General features: G+C 65.0%; 22 protein-coding genes and 1 tRNA gene. 10 read left to right on the top strand and 13 right to left on the bottom strand.

Annotated elements, in window-relative coordinates:
- Positions 1-136: 136 nt before the first annotated feature.
- The 3 genes from ACQY4Y_RS20585 to ACQY4Y_RS20575 form a co-directional block, all read right to left on the bottom strand.
- Positions 137-1123, bottom strand: a complete 987-nt coding sequence (locus ACQY4Y_RS20585) for an SDR family NAD(P)-dependent oxidoreductase (RefSeq protein WP_428492457.1) — start codon at positions 1121-1123, stop codon at positions 137-139.
- Complete coding sequence (locus ACQY4Y_RS20580) at positions 1120-1719, bottom strand: D-sedoheptulose-7-phosphate isomerase (RefSeq protein WP_428492456.1); 600 nt, start codon at positions 1717-1719, stop codon at positions 1120-1122. The genes ACQY4Y_RS20585 and ACQY4Y_RS20580 overlap by 4 nt, the downstream gene beginning before the upstream one ends.
- 80 nt (positions 1720-1799) lie before the next feature.
- Positions 1800-2585, bottom strand: a complete 786-nt coding sequence (locus tag ACQY4Y_RS20575) for a 3-hydroxybutyrate dehydrogenase (protein WP_428492455.1) — start codon at positions 2583-2585, stop codon at positions 1800-1802.
- Between the two features lie 146 nt (positions 2586-2731).
- On the opposite strand from ACQY4Y_RS20575, the gene ACQY4Y_RS20570 reads away from it, so the two are divergent.
- A complete protein-coding gene (locus ACQY4Y_RS20570; protein ID WP_428492454.1) occupies positions 2732-3889 on the top strand; it encodes a patatin-like phospholipase family protein in 1158 nt (385 codons plus the stop codon).
- 38 nt (positions 3890-3927) lie between these two features.
- Here ACQY4Y_RS20570 and ACQY4Y_RS20565 read toward each other — a convergent pair whose 3' ends face one another.
- Positions 3928-4194 (bottom strand): CBU_0592 family membrane protein, encoded by a 267-nt coding sequence (locus ACQY4Y_RS20565; RefSeq protein WP_428492453.1) that lies wholly within the window; start codon positions 4192-4194, stop codon positions 3928-3930.
- Positions 4195-4382: 188 nt separating this feature from the next.
- On the opposite strand from ACQY4Y_RS20565, the gene ACQY4Y_RS20560 reads away from it, so the two are divergent.
- The 3 genes from ACQY4Y_RS20560 to ACQY4Y_RS20550 all read left to right on the top strand — a co-directional run bounded on the left by ACQY4Y_RS20560 (position 4383) and on the right by ACQY4Y_RS20550 (position 6563).
- On the top strand, positions 4383-4865 hold the full coding sequence (locus ACQY4Y_RS20560) for a peroxiredoxin (protein ID WP_428492451.1): 483 nt from the start codon (positions 4383-4385) through the stop codon (positions 4863-4865).
- Between the two features lie 217 nt (positions 4866-5082).
- Positions 5083-6258, top strand: coding sequence for a M20 aminoacylase family protein (locus ACQY4Y_RS20555; RefSeq protein WP_428492450.1), 1176 nt, complete (start codon positions 5083-5085; stop codon positions 6256-6258).
- Positions 6258-6563 carry a (2Fe-2S)-binding protein gene (locus ACQY4Y_RS20550; protein ID WP_428492449.1) on the top strand — a complete coding sequence of 102 codons (306 nt, stop codon included), beginning with the start codon at positions 6258-6260 and terminating at the stop codon, positions 6561-6563. Before ACQY4Y_RS20555 ends, ACQY4Y_RS20550 begins: the two co-directional genes overlap by 1 nt.
- 58 nt (positions 6564-6621) lie before the next feature.
- On the opposite strand, the gene ACQY4Y_RS20545 is transcribed toward ACQY4Y_RS20550, so the two are convergent.
- Positions 6622-6697: transfer RNA gene (locus ACQY4Y_RS20545), tRNA-Ile, on the bottom strand.
- Positions 6698-7028: 331 nt separating this feature from the next.
- Here ACQY4Y_RS20545 and ACQY4Y_RS20540 point away from each other — a divergent pair.
- Entirely contained in the window at positions 7029-7961 is a 933-nt protein-coding gene (locus ACQY4Y_RS20540; RefSeq protein WP_428492448.1) for a dihydrodipicolinate synthase family protein, read from the top strand.
- 104 nt (positions 7962-8065) lie between these two features.
- A complete protein-coding gene (locus ACQY4Y_RS20535; RefSeq protein WP_428492447.1) occupies positions 8066-8851 on the top strand; it encodes an IclR family transcriptional regulator in 786 nt (261 codons plus the stop codon).
- Between the two features lie 104 nt (positions 8852-8955).
- Here the strand turns inward: ACQY4Y_RS20535 and ACQY4Y_RS20530 are convergent, their stop codons facing one another.
- A complete protein-coding gene (locus ACQY4Y_RS20530; RefSeq protein WP_428492446.1) occupies positions 8956-12498 on the bottom strand; it encodes an ATP-binding cassette domain-containing protein in 3543 nt (1180 codons plus the stop codon).
- A 247-nt stretch (positions 12499-12745) separates the two neighbouring features.
- On the opposite strand from ACQY4Y_RS20530, the gene ACQY4Y_RS20525 reads away from it, so the two are divergent.
- The 3 genes from ACQY4Y_RS20525 (at position 12746) to ACQY4Y_RS20515 (ending at position 16029) form a co-directional block, all read left to right on the top strand.
- Positions 12746-13663, top strand: coding sequence for a LysR family transcriptional regulator (locus tag ACQY4Y_RS20525; protein ID WP_428492445.1), 918 nt, complete (start codon positions 12746-12748; stop codon positions 13661-13663).
- Between the two features lie 88 nt (positions 13664-13751).
- On the top strand, positions 13752-14423 hold the full coding sequence (locus tag ACQY4Y_RS20520; RefSeq protein WP_428492444.1) for a cysteine hydrolase family protein: 672 nt from the start codon (positions 13752-13754) through the stop codon (positions 14421-14423).
- Between the two features lie 16 nt (positions 14424-14439).
- On the top strand, positions 14440-16029 hold the full coding sequence (locus tag ACQY4Y_RS20515) for a hypothetical protein (protein WP_428492443.1): 1590 nt from the start codon (positions 14440-14442) through the stop codon (positions 16027-16029).
- 37 nt (positions 16030-16066) lie between these two features.
- Here the strand turns inward: ACQY4Y_RS20515 and rutD are convergent, their stop codons facing one another.
- The 7 genes from rutD to ACQY4Y_RS20480 form a co-directional block, all read right to left on the bottom strand.
- Entirely contained in the window at positions 16067-16852 is a 786-nt protein-coding gene (rutD, locus tag ACQY4Y_RS20510; protein WP_428492442.1) for a pyrimidine utilization protein D, read from the bottom strand.
- A 6-nt stretch (positions 16853-16858) separates the two neighbouring features.
- Positions 16859-17248, bottom strand: a complete 390-nt coding sequence (gene rutC, locus ACQY4Y_RS20505; protein WP_428492441.1) for a pyrimidine utilization protein C — start codon at positions 17246-17248, stop codon at positions 16859-16861.
- A gap of 9 nt (positions 17249-17257) precedes the next feature.
- The gene (gene rutB / locus ACQY4Y_RS20500; RefSeq protein WP_428492440.1) at positions 17258-18019 is read right to left on the bottom strand and encodes a pyrimidine utilization protein B; all 762 of its coding nucleotides are present in this window, start codon (positions 18017-18019) and stop codon (positions 17258-17260) included.
- Entirely contained in the window at positions 18019-19095 is a 1077-nt protein-coding gene (gene rutA / locus ACQY4Y_RS20495) for a pyrimidine utilization protein A (protein ID WP_428492439.1), read from the bottom strand. The genes rutB and rutA overlap by 1 nt, the downstream gene beginning before the upstream one ends.
- A gap of 93 nt (positions 19096-19188) precedes the next feature.
- Positions 19189-19989 (bottom strand): alpha/beta fold hydrolase, encoded by an 801-nt coding sequence (locus ACQY4Y_RS20490; RefSeq protein WP_428492438.1) that lies wholly within the window; start codon positions 19987-19989, stop codon positions 19189-19191.
- Between the two features lie 89 nt (positions 19990-20078).
- Positions 20079-20843: an enoyl-CoA hydratase gene (locus ACQY4Y_RS20485; RefSeq protein WP_428492437.1), complete on the bottom strand. Its 765-nt coding sequence runs from the start codon at positions 20841-20843 to the stop codon at positions 20079-20081.
- A 294-nt stretch (positions 20844-21137) separates the two neighbouring features.
- Positions 21138-22010, bottom strand: a complete 873-nt coding sequence (locus ACQY4Y_RS20480) for an NmrA family NAD(P)-binding protein (RefSeq protein WP_428492436.1) — start codon at positions 22008-22010, stop codon at positions 21138-21140.
- A gap of 116 nt (positions 22011-22126) precedes the next feature.
- Here ACQY4Y_RS20480 and ACQY4Y_RS20475 point away from each other — a divergent pair, with 116 nt between their 5' ends.
- A complete protein-coding gene (locus tag ACQY4Y_RS20475) occupies positions 22127-22534 on the top strand; it encodes a winged helix-turn-helix transcriptional regulator (protein WP_428492435.1) in 408 nt (135 codons plus the stop codon).
- The last annotated feature ends 159 nt before the right edge of the window (positions 22535-22693 follow it).

Here is a 22693-nt window from a genome sequence, read left to right as displayed (position 1 = left end):
CTAGGTTGCTTTGCTGAGCATCTATCCCGATGCAGACCGGAAAAGATAATCCAAGAGACGAACCAAAGCAAGAGAAACCGTCCGTCTCGATGGACGCCGATGTAGGCCCAGGCGTTCGCAGCGTCAAGCGGGCATTTTAACCAATTCCCGCCACGCCGCCACGCCACTCGCGAAACCACGCCACAAATCGCGGAATCCCGACCGAAAGCGGCGTCGTCGGCGCATATCCGGTCAATGCCCCGATGGCCTCGACCGAGGCGAATGTCGCGGCCACATCGACCGCCGGGCGAGGAGCCGAACGGATGATTGCCTTCCGTCCCAACGCCTCCTCCAGCAGCCGCACCAGTTCGCCCACCTGCTCGACCCGGTGATTGCCGATATTCAACAGCCGCGGCAGTCGGGGGTCATCGGGCGGGCGATCCAGGCTGCCGACGATCCCGGCGACGATGTCGTCGATATAGGTGAAATCCCGCCGCAGCCGGCCTTCGTCGTAGAGCGTGATTGGCTCGCCGGCCTCGATCGCGACCGCAAAGCCGAAATATGCCATATCCGGCCGCCCCCACGGGCCATACACGGTGAAAAACCGCAACCCGGTCTGCGGCAAGCCGAACAGATGCGCATAGGCGTGGCTCATCAATTCGTCCGCTCGCTTGGTCGCCGCATACAGCGATACTGGCTGGTCCACCCGATCGGTCTCCCGAAACGGCATCTCGGTGTTGGCGCCGTAGACCGACGACGTGCTGGCATAGATCAGGTGCCGCAGCCGCGGCAGACGCCGTGCCGCCTCCAGCACCACCAGGTGCCCCATTACGTTGGCCTGCACATACGCGTAGGGATCCACCAACGAATGTCGCACCCCCGCCTGAGCCGCCAGATGCGCGATGCCATCCAGGTCGGGATGGGCGGCCACGAGCGCAGCCACCGCATCCCTATCGGCGACATCCAGGTGGTGAAACGCAAACCCTCGACGCGGCCGCAGCCGATCCAGCCGAGCCTGTTTCAGCCTCACATCATAGTAGGCGTTCAGACTGTCGAGGCCGACCACGTCATCGCCCCGCGCCAGCAGCGCGTCAGCCACATGGTAACCGATGAAACCGGCACAACCGGTGACCAGAACCTTCACGACAGGGCCCGCGCGACGATGCGGTCCTCCAGCAGTTCCAGCACCGCGTGACCCAAGGCGATGTGACACTCCTGGATGCGCGCGGTCTCGGTATCGGGCACCAGCAGGGCCAGATCACAGTGGCTCAACGCCGGCTCACCCCCGCCGCCCAGCAGTCCCACGGTGACGATCCGCATCTCCCGCGCCGCTTGCAAAGCCCGGATCACGTTGCCCGACCGACCCGACGTGGTGATGCCGAACAACACGTCGCCGGCCCGACCCAGCCCGCGCAACGGCCGCTCGAACACCCGGTCGTAGCCATAGTCGTTGCCGCACGCGGTCAGCACCGCCGGGTCCAGCGTCAGCGCCAGCGCCGCGATCGAGGCCCGCTCATGGCTACCGCGCAACCGGATCAGCATCTCAGTGGCCAGATGCTGGCTGTCCGCCGCCGAACCGCCGTTGCCGCAGAACAGCAGCTTGCCGCCGCCGCGCAGGCTGGCCTCACAGGCATCGACAACCCCGATGACGGCATCCGCCAATTCCGTGGCGACCCGGCGCTTGAGCTCAGCCGAACGCGTCATCATAGCGGTGAACCGGGCAGCTTCGGAAACCTGCATCGCGAACTCCGTCGGCCATGCGCGCGGGCCCGACGCCCACGCAACGAAACCAGCCGGCAGCGTTCTACATCACAGCGACGTTATTGCGCTACCCATCCGCCATCGATCGACAGCGGCGCCCCGGTGATCGTGCTCGCCGCATCGGAGCACAGGAATACCGCCAAACCACCGATTTGTTCCGGTGTCGAAAATTGTGCCATCGGCTGCTTTTCGGTGACGAACGCCAAGCTCTCCTTGGCGACCGACGAGCCGTCCCGACCCGCCCGGTCCTGCAATTGCTTCTCCACCAGCGGCGTCAGCACCCAACCCGGACAGATCGCATTGACGGTGACGCCCTGGTTCGCCAGTTCGATCGCCGCCACCTTGGTCATCCCGACCACGCCATGCTTGGCCGCGACATAGGCGACCTTTTGCGCACTGGCGACCAATCCGTGCGCCGAGGCGATATTGATGATCCGGCCCCAACCCTTGGCCTTCATCGCCGGAATCGCCGCCTTCATCCCGAAGAACACCCCCGACAGATTGACCGCGATGATCTGGTCCCATCGTTCGTCGGGGAAGTCCTCGACATTGGCGACAAACTGGATACCGGCATTGTTCACCAGGATGTCCGGCGATTGCATCGATTTCGCGCATTCCGCCAGCATCGCCGCGACCTGATCCGGCTTGCTGATGTCGGCCCCGCTGTAACCGACCTTGACGCCGTGGGTGGCGGAGATCTCGGCCCGCAACGCCTCGATTTGGGCTTGGTCGCCAAAACCATTCAGCATGACGTCCGCCCCGGCGGCCGCCAAGGCACGCACGATCCCCAGCCCGATCCCGCTGGTCGATCCGGTTACCAGGGCGACTTTTCCGTTCAGGCTCATGGCTTATCCCTTTAACCAATTCCCCGGCCCAGTCCGCCGCCGGCGGCGGATCATGAACCAGCATTGCCGCTGCTCAAAGCACTCGATATGCACGACGCGACCCGGCAAACTTGACGCGGGAGCGAAAGGAAACCATGGATCTTTTGATGCCGTCCCGCCCGCTGCCGCCGATCCTGCCTGGCCGCCGCCCCTGGCGCCCGCGTGGTTGCGACAACGTCGCTCTGGTGCTGCAAGGCGGCGGTGCGCTAGGCGCCTATCAGGCGGGCGTCTACCAGGCGCTGCACGAGGCCGGATTGCGGCCCGACACCGTGGCCGGTGTCTCGATCGGCGGGATCAACGCAGCACTCATCGCCGGCAATCCGCCCGAATGCCGCATTCAGCGCCTGCGAGACTTCTGGGAAGGCATCACCGCCCGACCGGTCAGCCTGTTCACCGTGGACGGAGACGCCGCCCACAAGGCCACCAACATCTGGTCGGCGCTGCTGACCACCACCTTGGGTCAACCCGGCTTCTTCACGCCGAACGTGTTGAACCCCTGGATCAGCCCGCGCGGTTCGGCCACAGCGACCGCTTTCTACGACGCCGCACCGTTGCACGATACACTGTCGCGCCTGGTCGATTTCGATCTGCTGAACAGCGGCGCGATGCGCTACGCCGCCGGCTCGGTCAACGTCCTGAGCGGAAATTTCGCCTATTTCGACAGCACGGAAACCGAGATCCAGCCGCGCCACGTAATGGCAAGCGCCGCCCTGCCCCCGGCGTTTCCCGCCGTCCAGGTCGGCACCGAGCTCTATTGGGACGGCGGCCTGGTCTCCAACACGCCGCTGCAGCACGTGCTGGACAACGTCGAATGCGGCCATATGCTGATCTTTCAGGTCGACCTGTTCAGCGCCCGCGGTCCCGCACCGCGCGACATGGACGAAGTGCTGGCTCGGCAAAAAGACATCCAGTATTCCAGCCGCACGCGCCTCGTCACCGACACCTTCCGCGACCGCCACGCCCGCGACCTGGTCACCAAACGACTGCTGGCAAAACTCACCGACGACAGGCTGGACCCCGACGAGCGGGCACTCAAGGCCCGCCTCGCCCACCTCCCGGAGGCCACCATCCTGGAACTGATCTACCAGCAGGCCGCCTACGAAACCCAGGCCAAGGACTACGAGTTCAGCGCTGCCTCGATGCGCCAGCATTGGAACAGCGGCTACCTGGACACCAGGCGCACCCTGCGGCACCGCGACTGGCTGGAGGTTTCGGACGGCGACGCGGGTGTTAGCGTCCACGACATCCACCGAACCGACGACTGACCCGGCTGGCGCCATGACCCAGTCCGTCGCCCTCGTCGCTACTCATCGCGGTTTAGCCGGCGGCCCCAGCACCGCAGCAGCCCATAGACGCTGATCGCCGCCCAAAACAGTTCCAGCAGGACTGACGGCAGGTTCCAGGCATCGGCCAGCGACACCAGCACGAGCAGAGCCCCGAGCAGATTGATCGCTGGAAAGCCCCAATCGCGGACCTTCAACCAGCCCTGTAGGGTTGCGAAGTACGCGATGACATAGCAGCCAGCGCCGGCAATTCCGGCGGCGATATACGGATTAAGTCCCACCGTCATGGATTTAGCAACACATCCTGCCAACCCGCCATCGCCGCGTCGCCTGCACCCTCAGCCGGACCATTGCTGGCAGCTCAACCGCGCCCTGCCCCGAGGGGGTGACTTCCCTGGCCCGCGCGGCTAGGACTCGGGGCCTGCCGCCATCACGCCGCGGCATTCAGCAAAACCCTTGCGGGAGCAGATGAGCTATGACGATCAAGGTCGGCGACACGATCCCTTCGATGAAACTGATGGTGGCGACTTCAGACGGTCCGAAAGAGACCTCAACCGATGAGATTTTCAAGGGCAAGAAAGTCGTCCTGTTCGCTGTTCCAGGCGCGTTCACGCCGACCTGCAGCGCCAAGCACATGCCCGGTTTCGTGCAGAATGCCGCCGCCATGAAGGCGAAGGGTGTCGACACCATCGCCTGCATCGCGGTGAATGACGTCTTCGTCATGGACGCCTGGGGCAAGGAACAGGGCACCGGAGGCAAGATCACCATGCTGGCCGATGGCGCCGCCGCCTTCGCCAAGGCGATCGGGCTCGAGCTTGATCTGAATGGCCGGGGCATGGGATGGCGCAGCCAGCGCTATGCGCTGATCGCCGAGGACGGCAAGGTCACTCATCTCGGCATTGAGGCGCCAGGCGGCTTCGAGGCCAGCAAGGCCGAGGCGATCCTCGCCGCCCTCTGACACCCAGGCGGCGACAGAGGCACCGGCGACCGACGCACCGGCGACCGACGCACCGGCGGCCGCCCGAGGTTTCCCGCCCTATCCGTGGCGGCTGAGCGTGCCGCCGCCTCGGGTCGGGCGATTGCGCCAAGTAACTGCACGTCACGTCAACACCGGGTCTGGCAAGCCCGCGGGCGCGTGATAAACTCGTCCCGTCAATAACTCCCGGGAACATCCGATGACCCAGTCCGCGCTCGATCGTGCTCGTCGTTACCAGGACGAACTCGCCGCCATCCGCCGCGATATCCACGCCCACCCGGAACTCGGCCTGGAGGAATACCGCACCGCTGAACTGGTGGCCGCCAAGCTGGAGGAATGGGGGATCGAAGTGCATCGCGGGGTCGGCAAGACCGGCGTCGTCGGTGTGCTGCGCAACGGCAACGGGCAGGCCGCGATCGGCTTGCGGGCCGACATGGATGCGCTGCCGATCCTGGAGGCGACCGGCCTGCCGCACGCCAGCCAGAACCCCGGCCGGATGCACGCCTGCGGCCATGACGGCCACACCACGATGCTGCTGGGCGCGGCGAAATACCTGGCCGAAACCCGCAACTTCAACGGCACCGTCAACTTCATCTTCCAGCCCGCCGAGGAAGGCGTCGGCGGCGCGCTGGCAATGCTGAAGGACGGCCTGTTCGAGCGTTTCCCCTGCAACCAGGTCTACGGCATGCACAATCGCCCTGGCCTGGCGGTCGGCAAATTCATCACCGGATCGGGCGCCAGGGCCGCCGGGGGCGCCTTCTTCGATATCATCATCACCGGCAAGGGCGCGCACGGCGCACACCCGCAGCAGAGCGTCGATCCCGTCGTCGTCGCCTGCCATCTGGGAACCGCGCTGCAGTCGATCGTGTCACGCAATATTTCCGCACAGGACACCGCGGTGCTGAGCATCACCCGCATCCAGAGCGGCGATGCATACAACGTGATCCCGCAATCGGCGCTGATGGCCGGCACCGTGCGCACCATGAAGCCCGAGGTGATGACCACGATCGAGCACAACATGAAGCGCCTGGCGGTCAGTATCGCAGCCGGCTTCGGGGCCGAGGCAGAGGTCAATTTTCGCGTCATCTTCGCGCCGATGGTGAACGACAGCGCCGAGGCAATTGCCTATGGCGACGCTGCCGCCGCGCTGGTCGGTGAGGACAACGTCCGCCGCGACGGCCCGCCCGGCATGGGATCGGAGGATTTCAGCTTCATGATGGAGCAGGTGCCCGGCGCGCATATCAACCTTGGCAGCGGCGACACCGCGGCGCTGCACAATCACCGCTACGATTTCAACGACGAGACGATCCCCTATGGCGTCGCGCTCTACGCCACGATCACCGAGAAGAAGCTTCCCAAAGGCACCGCTGACTGATGCTGACCAGGCCGCCGGGGGGCGACCTGACGATCTGGTTCGAAGGCGCTGCCGTCACGGCGCGCGCGGGCGACAGCGTCGCGGTGGCGCTGCTCGCCGCCGGGATCGTTGCGACCCGGACCACTGCTTTGTCCGCAAGCCCGCGTGGACCGTTTTGCCTGATGGGCGACTGTTTCGAGTGCCTGGCGATAGTGGATGGCCAAGCCAACGTGCAAACCTGCATGATGCCGGTACGGAATGGGATGCGCGTGCTGCGACAGGACGGCGCCAGGAAAATCGACGGTTCGCCTAAAGAGTGCGCCTAAAGAAATCATGCCCGCTCCGCACCCCACGGCGGCGGTCGTCCGACAACTCCATCACGTTTGGTGGGCCGGGGAGGATTTGAACCATCCGACCTCACGCTTATCAAGCGTGTGCTCTGACGCTGAGCTACCAGCCCATCCAGCGACACTATGACTGAACCAGGATATTCCCAAAATCCACAATACCGTTACCGATACGATCGGTCTTCATCATGACTTGATGCTATGTCGACCGCGTCACAGCTGCCGAGGTGAGATGTTCCGTATGTCGGAACTCATGGTTCAATAATCCTCAAATATCGAGCCCGAGATGGCGATAAGTTCCACAAAGCGGGACAAAGCATTCGATCAGGCTTGACCGCACATCGTGAGTCGCATGATCACGGGTGCGACTTCGGCGCCATGGTCGATCTGTAAGCCCGACCTTGATCGCGCCCGAAGAACTTACCCTCAGGAAGGAGAAGCGCCATGGACCAGACTCTGCCCGTCAATACCAAGCCCAACCCAATTCTGCGGAATCCGAAGCAGACGCTGGGCGGAATCCTGCCGCCGACCACAATGCCGTTCGACCGGAACGGGGATCTCGTGTTCTCCGCGCTGCGCGAACAGATGGACTTTGTCGTCGAGCAGGGCGCCCATGGCGTGGTCGCTGGCGGCAGCACGGGCGAAGGCCACACGCTGAGCTTTGACGAGTTTGTCCGCGTGATGCACGAAACGCACGATGCGCTCGCCGGCCGCAGGCCCCTCGTCGCCGGCCTGATCGTCAACAGCACGCGTGAGGCGATCGAGCGGGCGAATGCCCTGCGCGGGCTGAACATCGCCGCGCTGCAGATCACCCCTGTACACTACCTATTCAAACCCAGCGCCGAGGCGACAATCGAGCATTTCCGCGCCATCTATAACGCCACCGGCATCCCGATCTTGATCTATAACGTTATTCCCTGGAACTACCTGTCCGTCGATCTGATGCTGCGCATCATGCGTGAGGTGCCCGGCGTCGTCGGCATGAAGCAGAGCGGCGGAGACGTGAAATCGGTGTCCGATCTGGTGCAACAATGCGAGGAGCGGAACGTCGTGCTGACCGGCGTTGACGCGCTGCTCTACGCCGCCTTCGCCATGGGCGCGGATGGCGCGATCAGCGCACTCACGGCGGCAGTGCCCGGCGTCTGCGTCAAGCTGTGGAATGCGGTGCGGGCGGGCGATCACCCAACAGCGCTGCGGATCCACCGAGCGCTGGCCACGCTGTGGAACGTCGTGCCGCACGACGTGCTGCCGGCCGCCGCGAAATACATCCAGCACAAGCAGGGCCTCGGCTTTTACTATCCGCGCCAGCCGATGGATCACCTCAGCGACACGCTAAAGGGCGCAATCGACAAGGCAATGCTCGGCCTGCCTGGATAATCTCGCCAACGCCGCCAGCCGCACCCGTGGCTGGCGATGTGATCATCAGGGAGGCCAGCACGATCAATGCCGCCAGTCAGCGGGACGGACATGCTGAAACGGTCATGAGCCAGGGCGGGAGAACCGGCCCCCGCCCGGACGACGGGCTAAAGTCGCTCGTCAAGGTCGTGCGAGTGCTTGATGCCTTCTCCGCGCGTAATCGGACCCTGTCGCTGACCGATCTTTGCGCGGCGACCGGGTATCCGAAGAGCACTGTGCACCGCCTGCTCGGTGCCATGCGCGAGACCGGTCTGCTGGACCAGGATTTAGGACGCGACCGCTACCGGCTGGGGATGAAGCTGTTCGCGCTCGGCAATACCGTCCTCGCCAATATGGATCTGCACCGAGAGGCCCGCCCGTTTGTCGACGCTCTGACCCGGCAGGGTGGACAAGCCGTGCATTTGGCGGTGTTCGACGGCCGCCGCGCCATCGTCATTCACCGCGCCGACGCGTCCCCGGAGAAGTTGCTGGCGGCCCACACGATCGAGCAAGCCCCGGCGCACTGCACCGGCGTCGGAAAGGCGATCCTGGCCTTCCAGCCGGAGGCGGTGGTGAGAAGGATCATCGATGCCGGCCTGACGCGCTACACCGAAACCACGATCACCGATCCAGCGGCGCTGCTGTCGGCCTTGGCCACGGTGCGCGCGGCCGGCTACGCGACCGACGAGGGCGAGCACCAGCCGGGCCTGCGCTGCATCGGCGCTCCAATCCGCGACCGCTCCGGGCAGGTTATTGCCGGTATCAGCTTGACCGGCCCGGCATGGCGCCTTCCGCTGGCGGAAGTCGACGGGCTTTCAAAGGTGGTGATCCACCATGCCAACGGCATCTCGACTGCCCTGGGGCATCGCTGAAGTGCGCCGCTTCGCATCGCTGCAACTGCCGCATCAAGGGTCTCCAAGGACCTCAGCTTTCGGAGGCCTGGTGCAAAATTGCGATATAGCAATTAAGCTAGATTTCAGGCGGCGACGCCAGACATCTGGTGCTCCACCAAACGCCGGTAAAAACCCCCACGGACGAGCAACGCGTCATGGCTCCCGGTCTCGACAACCTGCCCGTCCCGCAGCACCACAATCAGATCCGCCGCCCGGATCGTCGACAGCCGGTGCGCGATGACGATCGTCGTGCGGTCGGCCATCAGCGTGTCCAGCGCGCCGCGCACCGCCTGCTCGCTGATCGTATCGAGATGCGAGGTCGCCTCGTCCAGGATCAACAGCGGCGCGTCCTTCAGGAAAGCCCTGGCGATCGCGATGCGCTGCCGCTGGCCGCCGGAGAGCTGCACTCCGCGCTCACCTACCCGGGTCGCCAGCCCCTCCGGCAGACCGGCCACGAAGCCCCCAAGAGCGGCCCGGGACAGCGCCAGCAAAACCTGTTCGGCGGATGCCTCGGGTCGCGCCAGCCGGACATTCGCCTCCAACGTGTCGTTGAACAGATAGGTGTCCTGCGCCACCAGGGCGATACTGCCGCGCAGTCCGTCCAGCGTCAGGTCGCGCAGATCGACACCGCCCAACTCGATCGATCCGCTCACCGGGTCCCAGAACCGCAGCAGCAGGCTAGCCACCGTCGTCTTGCCGGCACCGGATGGCCCGACCAGGGCGACCGTGGCGCCGGGGGGCGCCTTGAACGACATCGCGGTCAGTGCCGGCGCCGAGCGGCCGGAATAGGTAAAATCGACAGCGTCGAACTGAACCCCCGATCCGCCGGTCGGCTGGCGTGCGCCATCCGTGATCAGCACGGGCTCCGCCTCCACCACCGCCAGCCGGCGCGTGGACGCGATGGTGTCGGCCAGTTGCCGCCCCACCTGCGCAATTTCGGAAACCGGCAGGAACGCCGCGACCGAGATCAGCACCAGCAGCGGCAGCATCGCCGGCGCGACCATGCCATCCGCCACCAGCATCGCCCCGATCGCCGCTACGGCCAGACCACCCAGGCTGGTGACGGCATCCAGCGCGGCGGCCTGAAACGACAAATCTGCCAGCAGTGACAGCCGCAGGTCCTGATATGTCTTCACCGCGGTCATGAAGCCGTCGCGTCGGCGCTCGGCGGCTCCAAACATGACCAGTTCGGCCAGCCCCTGAATCGTTTCGGTCGCATAGGCACCGATCAGCCCAAGCGCACCGCGGGCAGACGAGCCCAGTCGGTCGATCCGCCGCCGGCCGAGCAATGGCGACGCGCCGGCGTAGGCGAGGAAGGGGGCCAGGACCAGGGCCAGCGGCCACGCCATCCAGGCCATCGCGAAAAGCACGCTGAGCGGCACCAGCACCGCGACGATCGCCGGGGCTATGGTGTGGGCAAAGAAATATTCGACGGTCTCGACGTCCTGGGTAGCCAGCGCCACAAGGTCGCCCGAGCGGCGGCGCAACAAGTAGGCCGGCGCCAAAGCATCGAGCTTTTTGAACAGATCGACCCGCATGTCGGCCAGCAGCGCATAGGCCATGGCGTGGGCGATCCAGGATTCCAGCCAATGCAGCAGGCCGGCAAGCGGGGCGGTGACAAGCAGCGCGGTGACCAGCGTCGCGGTCGACGAGCCGTTGCGCACCGCCGCCAGCACCAGCGCGCCCAGAACGCTGACGCCGATGAAGGCAACCACCCGGCCGATGCCGGTCAGCACGGTGACCGCCAACTGGTCACGATACGGACGCACGACCCGCAACAAGGTGCGAATCGTCGCCGGCCAGGTCACCAGCGCAGCGTCCTCGGAAAGGCTGCCGACGACAGCGCCGGTGGCCTGCGCATCGGGCTGGCCGTCGGGCAGACCAAGACCGGCCGCAAGCCTGGGCCCGACGATGCCGTCCGGTTCGCCCATTTGCGGTCGCATCAGATCGCGATACGGGCCGTCCTGCCCGATCAGATCCCGATGATGGCCGGATTGCACGACCGCCCCGTTGTCCAGCACCAGGATCCGGTCGGCCCCGATCACGCTGGACAGCCGATGCGCCAGGATCAACGTGGTGCGACCTGTCATCAGCCGATCCAACGCCTGCTGGATGATCGATTCGTTCTCGGCATCGACCGAGGACAGCGCCTCGTCCAGCACCAGGATCGGCGAATCGCGCAGCACTGCCCTGGCGATCGCCAGGCGCTGGCGCTGCCCGCCCGAGAGCTGCGTGCCACGCTCACCGATCACGGTCTGGTAGCCGTTGGGCAACGCGGAGACAAAACCATGGGCGTTGGCCGCGGTGGCAGCGGCAACCACCTCGGGGTGCGACGCGTCGGGCCGGCCGAGCCGGAGATTTTCCTCGACGCTGCCGTGAAACAGATAGGTGTCCTGCGAGACGATGGCGATCATGCCGCGAACCTGTTCCGGATCCAGCTCCGTGATATCCCGGCCGCCGATGCGGATGCTGCCGGTTTGCGCCTGGTGCAGCCGCGACAGCAGCCGAACGATGGTCGATTTGCCGGCGCCGCTGGGTCCGACGATGCCAACGCGCTCACCGGCGCCGATGCGAAAACTGAGGCCGCTATGGGCCGGCCGGCGGCCGCCGGGATAGGCGAAGGCGACGCTGTCGAAGACGATCTCCGGCGTCAGTTCGGCTGCGCGGGCACCGCGCTGCATTGGCGCCTCGGTGTCCAGCAGTTCCAGGATGCCGACCGCCGCCGCCTGCCCGTTCAGCCCCTGGTGCAGCACGCCGCGCAGGTCGCGCAACGGACGAAAAATCTCGGTTCCCGCCATCAGTATGATCAGCAGCGCCTCCAGGCTCATTTCGCCGTGACGGACACGCCAGGCGCCAAGCGCCAGCGCCGCGGCCGACCCCAAGGCGGTGCCAAGGTCGGTGAAGCCGCGCGTCAGCACGTTCAGCGACAGCACCCAGAACGTACTGTCCGACAGCGCTCGGGCCTTGGCCGCCAGCATGCGCCCGTAAGCAGCGCTCTGCCCGAAAGCCTTCAGCGTCGGCAAGCCCTGCACCGCATCGAGGAATTCCTCGCCGAACGACTTGAAGGCGGATTGCCTGGAGCGCGAGGCCACTTCGGTCTTGCGGTGCACCGTTGCCGGCAGGATCAGCGTGAACAGCGCGGCAGCCAGCATCACCAGCGCGACCGGAACGTCCCACCAGGCGATGAAGGCGAAAATCGCCAGCGGCGCGCAGATCGCGATGGTCACTTGCGGCAGGTATTGACCAAAGAACGACTGAAGCTGCTCCACGCCATCGACCATGGACAACATCACGCCGCCGGTCCGTTCGGCTCCGAACCAGGCCGGGCCGAGCGCGATGATCTTGTCGAACAACTGCCCGCGCAGGGTCTCCTGCACCCGCGCGGCGGTGCGGTGGGCGATCATCGCGCGGTGGTGGTCGAGCCAGGCGCGCAGCAGGATCGCCGCGGTGGCGGCCAGCAGCGGTGCCACCAGCATCTGGCCGCGGAATACCCCGGCCAGGAACCGGCCGAGAAAGGCGAAGCGGGCGATCCCGACCGCCAAGGCGAGCAGGCCGAACCCGCTGGAGAGCGCCAGACGCCCGCGCAGGCCAGCCGTCATCCGCCAAAGTTTCAAATCGAAATGCATGGCCCGATCATCCCTCAGCTTTCCGGCGCCGTCGATGCGTGATGGCGTCCGCCATGGGGCGTGGCAGCGCCAGCATGGGGATGGCCATAAAGGCCAGTTCCTTCGACCCGCGCCAGTCCGCGAAGCCGCGACCGGCCTTTGCAAAAATGCAACCCCAGGGAACCGGTGTGGTGTGACACGGGCCAGTTTGCGGCAGCCGGAAGCGATGCCATGCTGCGGCCGGAACAGGCTGCCCGGGAGGGCTGTGGTGCTTCGCTGGGATGATATCCGGTTGCTGCTGGCCGTCGCGAGCCAGGGAAGTTACGCTCGGGCCGCTCAACAAGAAGGCGTCAGCCTGGCCACCATCGGGCGGCGTTTGCGCGTGCTGGAACGATCTCTTGGCGCCACGTTGATCGAGCGGCGATCAGATGGCCACAGGCTTACGCCGAAGGCCGAGGCGCTGCTGCCGGCTGCCAGCCGGATGGCCGCAGCCGCCGGCGACCTGCATGCCAGTGTCGAGCCTGGGCACGCCGAAATCCGTATCCTGGCGCGGGAATGGGAGGCACTGTTCCTGATCCGCTCGCTGCGCAGTCTGCGGGCGGCACTGCCGAACATCGAACTGCTGATTGGATACAAGCACTGGCCCGACCTCGGCCGGTGGGAAGCCGAACTGGTGCTCACCGACCACGCGCCAACGGACGGTCCGGTGATCGCCCGCAAGCTGGGACGCATGGCGTTCGCCGTATACGCCAGCCACGACTTCATGCAACAGGCCCCCATCCAACAGACCGGGCAGGTGCTGACCGAGGATGACTACCATCGGCACCCCTGGGTCCGCTTCACCCCGGCCCATCGGTATTTCGCCTCGGAGCAGTGGCTGACGCGTCGTGGTCTTGACGGCGTGCCGGCCGCCCACCGCTTCGATAGCGGCTTCATGATTCTGGAAGCGGTGCGGGACGGGGTCGGGCTGGGTTTATTGCCAGTCTGGCTGGGCGAGCCGGATCCGTCGTTGCGACGGCTGTCCGGGGTTCTGCCCGACCTGACCCACGAGACCGGCTACCTGATGAATGCCGAGCTTCGGCGGGAGCCGAGGCTGCGCGCGGTGGCGGAGGAGATCAGCGCCTTGTTCCGCCGCGAGCGGGCCAGCCTGTTGGGCGCGGCGATCAGGCCCACAACCGATCCCTGAGCGTGTTCATTATCTGAGGGAACTGGTTCCGCGCCGCTGGCCTAAAATTTGCTTCATCTCTCGCGCCAGCACGCGCTCGGGGGCGACAATGCGGATCGAGGCAAAACCGTACGAATACAGCCTGAATCTTTCCACCGCCGCACTGCTGATCATCGACATGCAGCGAGATTTTCTCGAGCCCGGCGGATTCGGCGAAATGCTTGGCAATGATGTTTCCCAACTGCGCCGCACGATCGAGCCGAACCAGGCCCTATTGGCCGCCTGGCGAGCCGCCGGCGGGCTGGTGATCTACACCAGGGAGGGCCATCGTCCGGACCTCACGGATCTGTCGCCGGCCAAGAAGATACGCGGACGCGGCGCATCGTGCATCGGCGATCCCGGCCCGATGGGCCGCATTCTGGTGCGCGGCGAGGCAGGTCACGACATCATTCCCGAACTCTATCCAGTGGCCGGGGAGCCGGTGATCGACAAACCCGGCAAGGGCGCGTTCTTCGCCACCGATCTGCACGCCATCCTGCAGAACCGGGGCATCCAGCAGCTTGTGGTCACCGGCGTCACCACCGAGGTCTGCGTCAATACCACGGTGCGCGAGGCCAACGACCGCGGCTTTGACTGCCTGGTCGTCGCCGACTGCTGCGGGTCCTATTTTCCTGAATTCCACGACATCGGGCTGCGGATGATTGCCGCACAGGGAGGCATTTTCGGCTGGGTTGCGCCATCGGCCGCCGTCACCCGGGCGCTCGCGGGCAAAGCAACGTGATGAAAGGAGCGGCAGAATGAGCGCGAATCCAGCAATTGGCGGTCGGCCGAAGTTCTGGGTCGCCGGCGACTGGAATGCGTTGTTCGGGTTCGGCACCAATATTCTGGTCAACGTTCTGGTGCTGACCGGGCTGCTGCGGTTCGTGCTGAAAATGCCCGAGCAACTGGTGTTCGGCCGCATTCTGCCCGCGCTCGGCCTGATGTTGTGCCTGAGCACCGGCTATTACGCGTTCCTCGCCTGGAACCTGGCGCGCCGGACCGGCCGCACCGATGTCTGCGCGCTGCCTTCGGGTATCAGCGTGCCGCACATGTTCGTGGTGACGTTTGTCGTCATGCTGCCGATCAAGCTGGCCACCAATGACCCGATGCAGGCTTGGGAGGCAGGCCTGACCTGGGTGTTCATCCAGAGTTTCGTGCTCATGGCGGGGGGCTTCATCGGGCCCTATATCCGCAAGATCACGCCGCGTGCCGCGCTGTTGGGGTCGTTGGCCGGCATTTCGATTACCTTCATTTCCATGAGCCCGGCGGCTCAAGTGTTCTCCACACCGGTGATCGGGCTGGTCTGCTTCGCGGTGATCCTGGCCAACTGGTTCGGCGGGGCACGATATTTCGGCGGCGTTCCAGGCGGGTTGGTGGCGATCGCCGTCGGCACCCTGATCGCGTGGGGGTCGACCGCGATCGGCCTGGATTATGGCGATCTGACCTTGGCCAAGCTGGGCGCATCGGTGTCCAACTTCGGCTTCTCGGTGCCGTTGCCGGCATGGCACCACACCTTCGACGGTTTCAAATATCTCGGCGTCATCCTGGTCACCGCAATTCCGTTTGGCATCTACGACCTGATCGAGGCACTCGACAACGTCGAGAGCGCCGCCGCCGCCGGTGACAGCTTCCCGACCACCCGGGTGCTGACTGCCGATGGCGTGATCAGCCTCATCGGCTGTCTGATGGGGAACCCGTTCATCAACGCCGTCTATATCGGTCACCCCGGCTGGAAGGCGATGGGCGGCCGGATCGGCTATTCGGCGATGACCGGCATCATCGTGCTGGTGCTCACCTGGTTCGGCATCATCGCGGTGATCAGCGCACTGATCCCGGTGGTCGCCATCCTGCCGATCCTGCTCTACATCGGCATGCTGATCGGTTCGCAGGCGTTCCAGGAATCACCGCACCGCCATGCGCCGGCCATCGTGCTGGCGCTGCTGCCGCAGCTGGCGGCGTGGGGCAAGACGCAGATCGACAACGCCTTGGGCGCCGCTAGCACCACCGCGGCGGCGGTAGGGTCCGCCAAGCTGGCGCAGGTCGGCGTGCTGTATGACGGGCTGGCGACGCTGGGGGGCGGGGCGACGCTGGCGGGCATCATTCTGGGTGCGATCACCGTCTACATCATCGACCGAGCGTTCGAGAAAGCGGCGGCATTCGCGATGGCCGGGACCATTCTGACCTTCTTCGGCTTCATTCATGGCGCCGAGGGCATCGGCATCAACCGTTCGCCGACCGTCGCCATATCCTATTTCGGGGTGGCCGCCATCCTGTTCTACCTGGCGCGATATGCCGAATTCCATCCGGCGGCGCTCGATCTGCACGAGGTCGCGGCGGAGGCCGACTGAGCCAATTGGCGCCCAGCGTCCGCGCCTGGGCGGCCAGTCACGTCGGCAAGGTCGGCCGCAAGAAGTCGCCGACCATCGCGTCGAACCGGTCCGGGTCGGTGATGTTGCAGGCGTGGCCGCCCTGATCCAGCAGTTCCAAACGAACGTCGGACAATTGGTCGGCAAGGGTGATCGAACAGGTGCACGGCACCAGCACATCGTCCCGCGCTGCAACGACCATGGCCGGTGCGGTAATCCCGGCAATTGCCTGGGTCAGGTCGAACGCCTCGACCGCCTGGATGCGGCGCAGAACCGTCTCGGTCGGCGGAAAATGCGTGATCGCGGCAGCGTCCTGGTCGGCAAGCCAAGCCTGCCTCTCAGCCAGCCACGCGGCGGGATACAGGAACAGCGGCTGGGCCTGGACGTACGCCGCGACGCCGGAATTGACCAACAGATTCTTGCGTACGTTGAAACAGCGCAGCGTGTGCGGATGGGTCTTGGCCCAGGCGTTCACCAGCACCAGCCGATCGACCAGCGCCGGCCGATCCGCCGCCATTTGCAAACCGATCAGGCCGCCGAGCGCGTGGCCGATGACATGGGCTTTGTCGATCGCCAGTTGGTCGAGCAAGCCGGCGGCCTCGGCGGCCATGTCGGCAACCGCGTAGTCCGGCGGCAGGGTTGCCGGGCTGCGACCAGTGCCGGTCTGGTCATAGGCGATGACCCTGAAGTACTTGGCCAGCGCCGGAATGTTCGCCGCCCAGTACAGTGCCGAACCGCCGAGGCCGGAGGACAGTAGAACTGTCGGCACTCCAGGGTTGCTGCGGCCATATACTTCGTGCCACACGGGTCGCTAATTTTTTCCGACATGAGCGATAGTCGCGATCTCCACCAAAGCGTCGGGTTTGACCAGCCCGCACTGGATGCAGAAGCGAGCCGGCTTGTCGCCCGGAAAATATCCCGCATACACCGTGTTGACGGCGGCATAGTCAGCCCAGTCACGGATAAAAATGGAGTTGAAGGTCACATCCGCCATGCTGCCGCCGGCGGTTTCGATCACCGCCTTGATGCTGTCCAGTACGTGGCGGGTCTGCGCCGCCGCGTCGCCGACATGGACCACGTTGTTGTCCTTGTCGAACGCCAGGGTGCCCGAGACATAGACCACCCCATCCGCCATCGTGCCCGGCGAGAACGGGGCGATCGGCGTGCTGGTGCCCGGCGGCAGGATGATGGTTTTGGGCATGATTGGTCCTCAATTGCTGGAAGTTGTCGCGGCCGCGGTCAACGGAGCGCTCTGCCCGATCGCGCCGCAGAAATCGGCGACGGTGGAGACCCAGCCGAAGAATTTCTCGATGTTGTAGAGCGCCGCCTGCTGAACGAAGTCCGGGCCGGCATGATGCGTCGCGTCTTCCAGGACGACAGCGAAATATTCCAGGTGGAACGCATCGCGCAGTGAAGACTCGACGCAGACATTGGTGGCGATGCCGGTAAAGATCAGGTTGCGGATGCCGCGGGCGCGCAGCACGCTGTCGATGTTGGTGTTGAAAAAGCCGCTGTAGCGGGTCTTGGGGATGACGATGTCGCCCGCCTGCGGCGTCAGCGCATCGACGATGGCGTAGTCCCAGGTGCCCTTCGCCAGCAGGCTGCCTTTCAGTTCAGGCCTGGCGCGCATCGTCTTCAGGGCGTTCGACTTGTGGAAGTTGGGCGACCCCGAGGTGCCCGCCTCGACATAGTCCGGGTCCCAGCCGTTCTGGAAGAAGATCACCGTCAGGCCGGCGGCGCGGGCGGCATCCAGTGCCAGCTTGGTTTTCGCGATCGCCGGCGGCGCGCCGGACACGTCGAAGCCGGCGATGTCGAGGTAGCCGCCGACACTTGCATAGGCATTCTGTATATCCACCACAATGACCGCAGTTTCCGACGGCTTCAGCCGCAGCGGCTCGGGCCGGGCCGGCAGCGTGACGCTGCCTGTGGACGCGTCGGGGGCGACGTAGCCGGCGGCTACCGGGTCACTCATCAGGCGGCCTCCACATGCTTGCGCGACTGCATCAACGGTTGGATGCGCGTGCCGAAATCCTCAGTGCCTCTGACGAAGTCGTCAAAGGTCAAAAGTACACCATCGCAGCCTGGCACGGTCGCCACCTCGTCCAGCAGCCGCGCGACGGTTTCATATGACCCGACCAGCGTTCCCATATTGATGTTCACCACCGAGACCGGATCGACCATCTGGCGTACATTGGTGTCGCCACCCGAGGCCTTGTCGACCGCCGACTGATCGACCAGCCACTGCACCGCCTCCTGGTCGGTGCCAGCCTTGTAATGCTCCCACTTGGCGCGCGCCGCCTCATCGGTTGTGTCGGCGATGATCATGAACAACGCATAGGCGGTGACCTTGCGACCGGTCCTGGCGGTTGCCTGGTTCAGCTTGACCACGGTGGGGGCGAACGCCACCGGTGTGTTGACGCCCATGCCGAAGCAAAAATTGTAGTCCGCATACTGCGCCGAGAATGCCATGCCGGCCTCGCTTTGGCCGGCGCAGATGATCTGCATCGGCACACTGGGTCGCGGGCTGAGCCGGCAGTCCTCCATCTGGAAGAATTCGCCCTTGAAGTCGGATTTTCCGGTTTCCCATAATTCCCGCATGACCTGAATGTATTCCGACACGTACTTGTAACGATGCCCGAAATATTCGTCGCCCGGCCATAGACCCATCTGGGAGTATTCCGGTTTCTGCCATCCGGTGATCAGGTTCAGACCGAAGCGGCCGTCGGAGATCGAATCGATGGTCGAGCACATGCGCGCCGCGATCGCCGGCGGAATCGCCAGCGTCGGGCAGGTGGCGAACAGCTTGATGCGGGTGGTCACCGCCGCCAGCCCCGCCATCAGCGTGAAGGACTCCAGATTGTGGTCCCAGAATTCGGTCTTGCCGCCGAACCCTCGCAGCTTGATCATCGACAGCACGAAATCCAGCCCATAGCGCTCGGCGGTCAGCGTAACCTGCTTGTTCAGCGCGAAGCTTGGCCAGTATTGCGGCGAATTCTCCGAGATCAGCCAGCCATTGTTGCCGATGGGGATGAAAACGCCGATCTTCACGCTAGGCCTCGCTGACAGGGTCGTCGGCGGTGTAGCAAGAACGGCGCCACGCCGGCATCATCAGACTGTGGCACCGACGAGGATCGATGCAAATCAATCGGCCCGAAGCCCATCGGCAAGAAAGCTTTCGATCAACCGGTTCGTCCGTTCGGCTTCATCAAGCTGAGGAAAATGCCCGATCTTGGGGATGACCTCGATCCGAACCTGGGCAACGCGTGCGCGCAGCATGTCGAGGTAGGGCGTGGTCTGCCCGGGGTCGAGCGACTGCCGCTGGCGCTTCTCATTGCTGTATGTCGTCTGCAGAGCCATGACCGGCACAACCAGGCTGGCCAGTGACGACGACAGGCGTGCGACATCGTAGCGCAGCAAATCGTTCAGCATCCGTTCCCCGATCGGCCGGGGCAGTCGCAAGGCGCGGTCGAGCACGGACGCCACGACAGTCGGGTCGCTGCCGGCGGTGAACATGTCGGTGAACATCTCGTTCACGAGCGTGGCCAGGCCGTCCGGTTCGGCGAAGCGCTGTCGCAGAACCTCCGCCATCGCCGAAGCGAACTGGCTGCCATCGACCAGGATCACCGCGGCGGTTTGCTGCGGTGCCTGCAACGCGGCCTCTGTCACCACCCGGCAGCCCAGGCTGTGCCCAACCAATAATGCGGGGGACAGGCGCAACGCTCGCATCACCTCGGCCACGTCGGCGCCGTAGCGTTCGATCGAGCACTCGGCCGCCGCGCCGGGGGTTTTGCCGTGTCCGCGCAAATCGACGGCAATGGTCCGATGACGCTGCGAAAAATGCGCCACCTGCGCATCCCAATCGGCGAGCGCGCAACCGAAACCATGAACGAATACGATAGCGGGTTCGCCCTTACCCGCGACCGCGTGATGAATAAGCGTCATTTTCCCGACCCTTGACCTGGCCTGTTGATACCCGGCGTGCCACGACCGACTTCACGCCAACCCGGTCGGCCCTGAATGCGAACGACGGCTTACGAAAATCCGGAAAAATCTGGTTTCCGCTTCTCCACGAACGCCTGAAACGCCTCCGCCGCCTCGGGTGAGCGCAGCCGGTCGCGAAACAGCCTCATTTCCTGCTCGATGCGTCCCGCTACGTCGGGCCGTCCGTTCTTCATCAGGTCCTTGGTCTGGCGCACCGCCGCCGCCGGCAAGGCAGCCAGCCTGGCGGCGATACCGCGGGCGGTGGCCATCAATTCCGCGTCGGCGACGACCTGATTGACCAGGCCCCACCGGTGCGCCGTCTCGGCATCGATGGGCTCGCCCAACAGCAAGAGCGCGCTGGCCCGCTGATGCCCGATCAGGGCCGGAAACAGCAGCGAACTGGCGGCTTCGGGAACCAGACCCAGACTGGTGAACGGCATGACGAAGCGCGCCGAACGCGCGGCGATCACCAGGTCGGCGTGGGCCAGCATGGTGGTGCCGACGCCGATCGCCGCGCCGTTGACCGCCGCGACCAGGGGTGTCGCCAGCGACGACAAGGCGTCGAGGAATGACGCGGCTGGCGATGCCGCCTCAGCCGCCGAACGCGCCTGGAAGTCAGTGATGTCGTTGCCGGAGGTGAAGCTGTCGCCGGCGCCGCCGATCAGCACCACGCGGATGCCGGGGTCGGCGTCCGCCCGATGGAACGCATCCACCATTGCCGCATACATCGTCGCGGTCAGGGCATTCTTCTTTTCCGGGCGGTTGAATGTGACTTCCAGCACTGAACCGGCCTGGGCGGTCAGAACGTGGCTCATGGGCTTCCTCCGTTGGTCCTCGGCCTGGCCGGAGCCAGAGCATGATCGCGTTGGGCGGAACCTTCAAGACCCGTAAATCATGAGACAAAACAGGGAGCTAGTGTCCTCTCGATCTTTCTTGGTGTTAGCGCCGCAGTTCACATCGACCGGGCGATTTCAAACCCTCTGCCAGGACCGCGATGTACATCGGGTGCCGGTTGCGCCACTCCAAATGGCCGACCGCGATGCATTCATTCCGAAGGAGACGCGGATGAGCAGGTCCCGGAAGTCGCATCCCATCGCTGATCCGCCGACCTACGCCGTGGCAGCTTTCCGGGCCGCCGAGAAAACATCGCGGAGGGACGTCGTGCCCACGACGTGCTCCGTACCCTCGACCCCGAGGTCCATCCATCCCGCGTTGACGGCCTCAAACACCGCTTCGGCGGGTCCGGTCTGGCCCTTCGGAATGCCGAACTGCTCGAACGCTGCCGGCCACTCGGCCCGCGGGACGGCAAAGGCTTTGACGTCGAGCTGCATGACTTCACCCAATTGCGCAGCGACTTCATCCGCGCTCACCATCGAACCGAGTTCGATGACCCGATGCCCCGACCACGCCGGCCCGCTCAGAAGCGTTGCGACCTCGGCGCCGATGTCGTTGGTCGCGACCATGGTCGATTTCCGATTTGTCGGGTTGTAGTAGACGGGCAGCGCGCCGCCCCGGGCAACGTGCAAGCCGTAAAGGAAGTTTTCGAAAAACCCGCCGGCTCGCACATATGCGATCGGCAATGTCAGGTCACAAAAGCCCTGCTCCAGAAGCGACAGCGCCGTGATCATCCCCAGCCCGCTGGTTCTGTTCGCGCCCATCGACGACAGCGCGACGACCCGCTGCACCCGCACTTTGGTCAGCGCCTCGACATAGTTCGCGATGACGCCCTTGGCCTCCTTGAACTCCGGCGAGGGGGCCCAGACGGCCGGCAACATGACAAACGCGCCGTCGACGCCCTCGAGCGCCCGCACGATGGCGGCCGGATCGTTCCAGTTGCCATCGACCAGTTCGACGCCCTGGTCCAGCCAGCTTGCCGCCTTCACGCGGTCGCGGACCAGCGCGCGCACCTTCTTGCCTTGCGCCAGCAAATGCGCGGCCGTCGCGCCGCCAACTTTTCCCGTAATTCCCATCACTAAAAACATACGTTTTCTCCTGGCCCCATAGGGTCTATGTTTGGGGGCAGGTCTCACATAAAGACCTTAAGTGTGCGCCTCAAGGAGGCAGTTTTTTGTTACCAGGAGAGACCAGGGGAACCCGCATGAGCACCGCATTGAGCGCGATCGAGCGATTCAGCCGATATCAATCGGACGACGCCCAGTCAGCAGAGCCCGTACACTGCCCGGTGCGCGACGTGCTCGACCGCATTGGCGACAAATGGAGCATACTCATGATCATGACCCTCGCGACGCGACCGCAGCGCTTCAGCGAGCTTCACCGCGCAATCCGCGACATCTCCAAACGCATGCTCACCCAAACCCTGCGGGATCTGGAGCGCGACGGACTGATCACCCGCCATGTCTTTCCAACCAAACCGCCGAGCGTCGAATATCGCCTGGCCCCGCTAGGCCAATCCCTGCTGGAGCCGATGGCGAACCTCATCGATTGGGCCGACCGTCGTTATTCCGATATCCATGCCGCGCGCGCCTGCTTTGACGGCGCGCCCTGACCCCCGCAGCAGGCTTACCTGGATCGCTTACCCATTCCCGAACGGGCCTTGATTGGCTGCACCCGCCTCTCGCGCTCTCGCTGGAGCACGATCGCGCGGGGCGGAACGTTCGGCGTCCGAAGGACGCGCTGATCGCGCGAGGCGCGTGAATCGTGCGAC

Source organism: Rhodopila sp., from assembly GCF_965277165.1.
Taxonomy (GTDB): domain Bacteria; phylum Pseudomonadota; class Alphaproteobacteria; order Acetobacterales; family Acetobacteraceae; genus Rhodopila.
The sequence above is the reverse complement of the archived record's forward strand: the minus strand, read 5'-3'. Positions and strand labels throughout refer to the sequence as shown.

Bases quoted from the DNA above. Each gene is read 5' to 3' on its own strand.
- ACQY4Y_RS20580 (WP_428492456.1), bottom strand. From the start codon at position 1,719: ATGCAGGTTTCCGAAGCTGCCCGGTTCACCGCTATGATGACGCGTTCG.
- ACQY4Y_RS20575 (WP_428492455.1), bottom strand. From the start codon at position 2,585: ATGAGCCTGAACGGAAAAGTCGCCCTGGTAACCGGATCGACCAGCGGG.
- ACQY4Y_RS20570 (WP_428492454.1), top strand. From the start codon at position 2,732: ATGCCGTCCCGCCCGCTGCCGCCGATCCTGCCTGGCCGCCGCCCCTGG.
- ACQY4Y_RS20565 (WP_428492453.1), bottom strand. From the start codon at position 4,194: ATGACGGTGGGACTTAATCCGTATATCGCCGCCGGAATTGCCGGCGCT.
- ACQY4Y_RS20560 (WP_428492451.1), top strand. From the start codon at position 4,383: ATGACGATCAAGGTCGGCGACACGATCCCTTCGATGAAACTGATGGTG.
- ACQY4Y_RS20555 (WP_428492450.1), top strand. From the start codon at position 5,083: ATGACCCAGTCCGCGCTCGATCGTGCTCGTCGTTACCAGGACGAACTC.
- ACQY4Y_RS20550 (WP_428492449.1), top strand. From the start codon at position 6,258: ATGCTGACCAGGCCGCCGGGGGGCGACCTGACGATCTGGTTCGAAGGC.
- ACQY4Y_RS20540 (WP_428492448.1), top strand. From the start codon at position 7,029: ATGGACCAGACTCTGCCCGTCAATACCAAGCCCAACCCAATTCTGCGG.
- ACQY4Y_RS20535 (WP_428492447.1), top strand. From the start codon at position 8,066: ATGAGCCAGGGCGGGAGAACCGGCCCCCGCCCGGACGACGGGCTAAAG.
- ACQY4Y_RS20530 (WP_428492446.1), bottom strand. From the start codon at position 12,498: ATGCATTTCGATTTGAAACTTTGGCGGATGACGGCTGGCCTGCGCGGG.
- ACQY4Y_RS20520 (WP_428492444.1), top strand. From the start codon at position 13,752: ATGCGGATCGAGGCAAAACCGTACGAATACAGCCTGAATCTTTCCACC.
- ACQY4Y_RS20515 (WP_428492443.1), top strand. From the start codon at position 14,440: ATGAGCGCGAATCCAGCAATTGGCGGTCGGCCGAAGTTCTGGGTCGCC.
- rutC (WP_428492441.1), bottom strand. From the start codon at position 17,248: ATGCCCAAAACCATCATCCTGCCGCCGGGCACCAGCACGCCGATCGCC.
- rutB (WP_428492440.1), bottom strand. From the start codon at position 18,019: ATGAGTGACCCGGTAGCCGCCGGCTACGTCGCCCCCGACGCGTCCACA.
- ACQY4Y_RS20490 (WP_428492438.1), bottom strand. From the start codon at position 19,989: ATGACGCTTATTCATCACGCGGTCGCGGGTAAGGGCGAACCCGCTATC.
- ACQY4Y_RS20485 (WP_428492437.1), bottom strand. From the start codon at position 20,843: ATGAGCCACGTTCTGACCGCCCAGGCCGGTTCAGTGCTGGAAGTCACA.
- ACQY4Y_RS20480 (WP_428492436.1), bottom strand. From the start codon at position 22,010: ATGTTTTTAGTGATGGGAATTACGGGAAAAGTTGGCGGCGCGACGGCC.
- ACQY4Y_RS20475 (WP_428492435.1), top strand. From the start codon at position 22,127: ATGAGCACCGCATTGAGCGCGATCGAGCGATTCAGCCGATATCAATCG.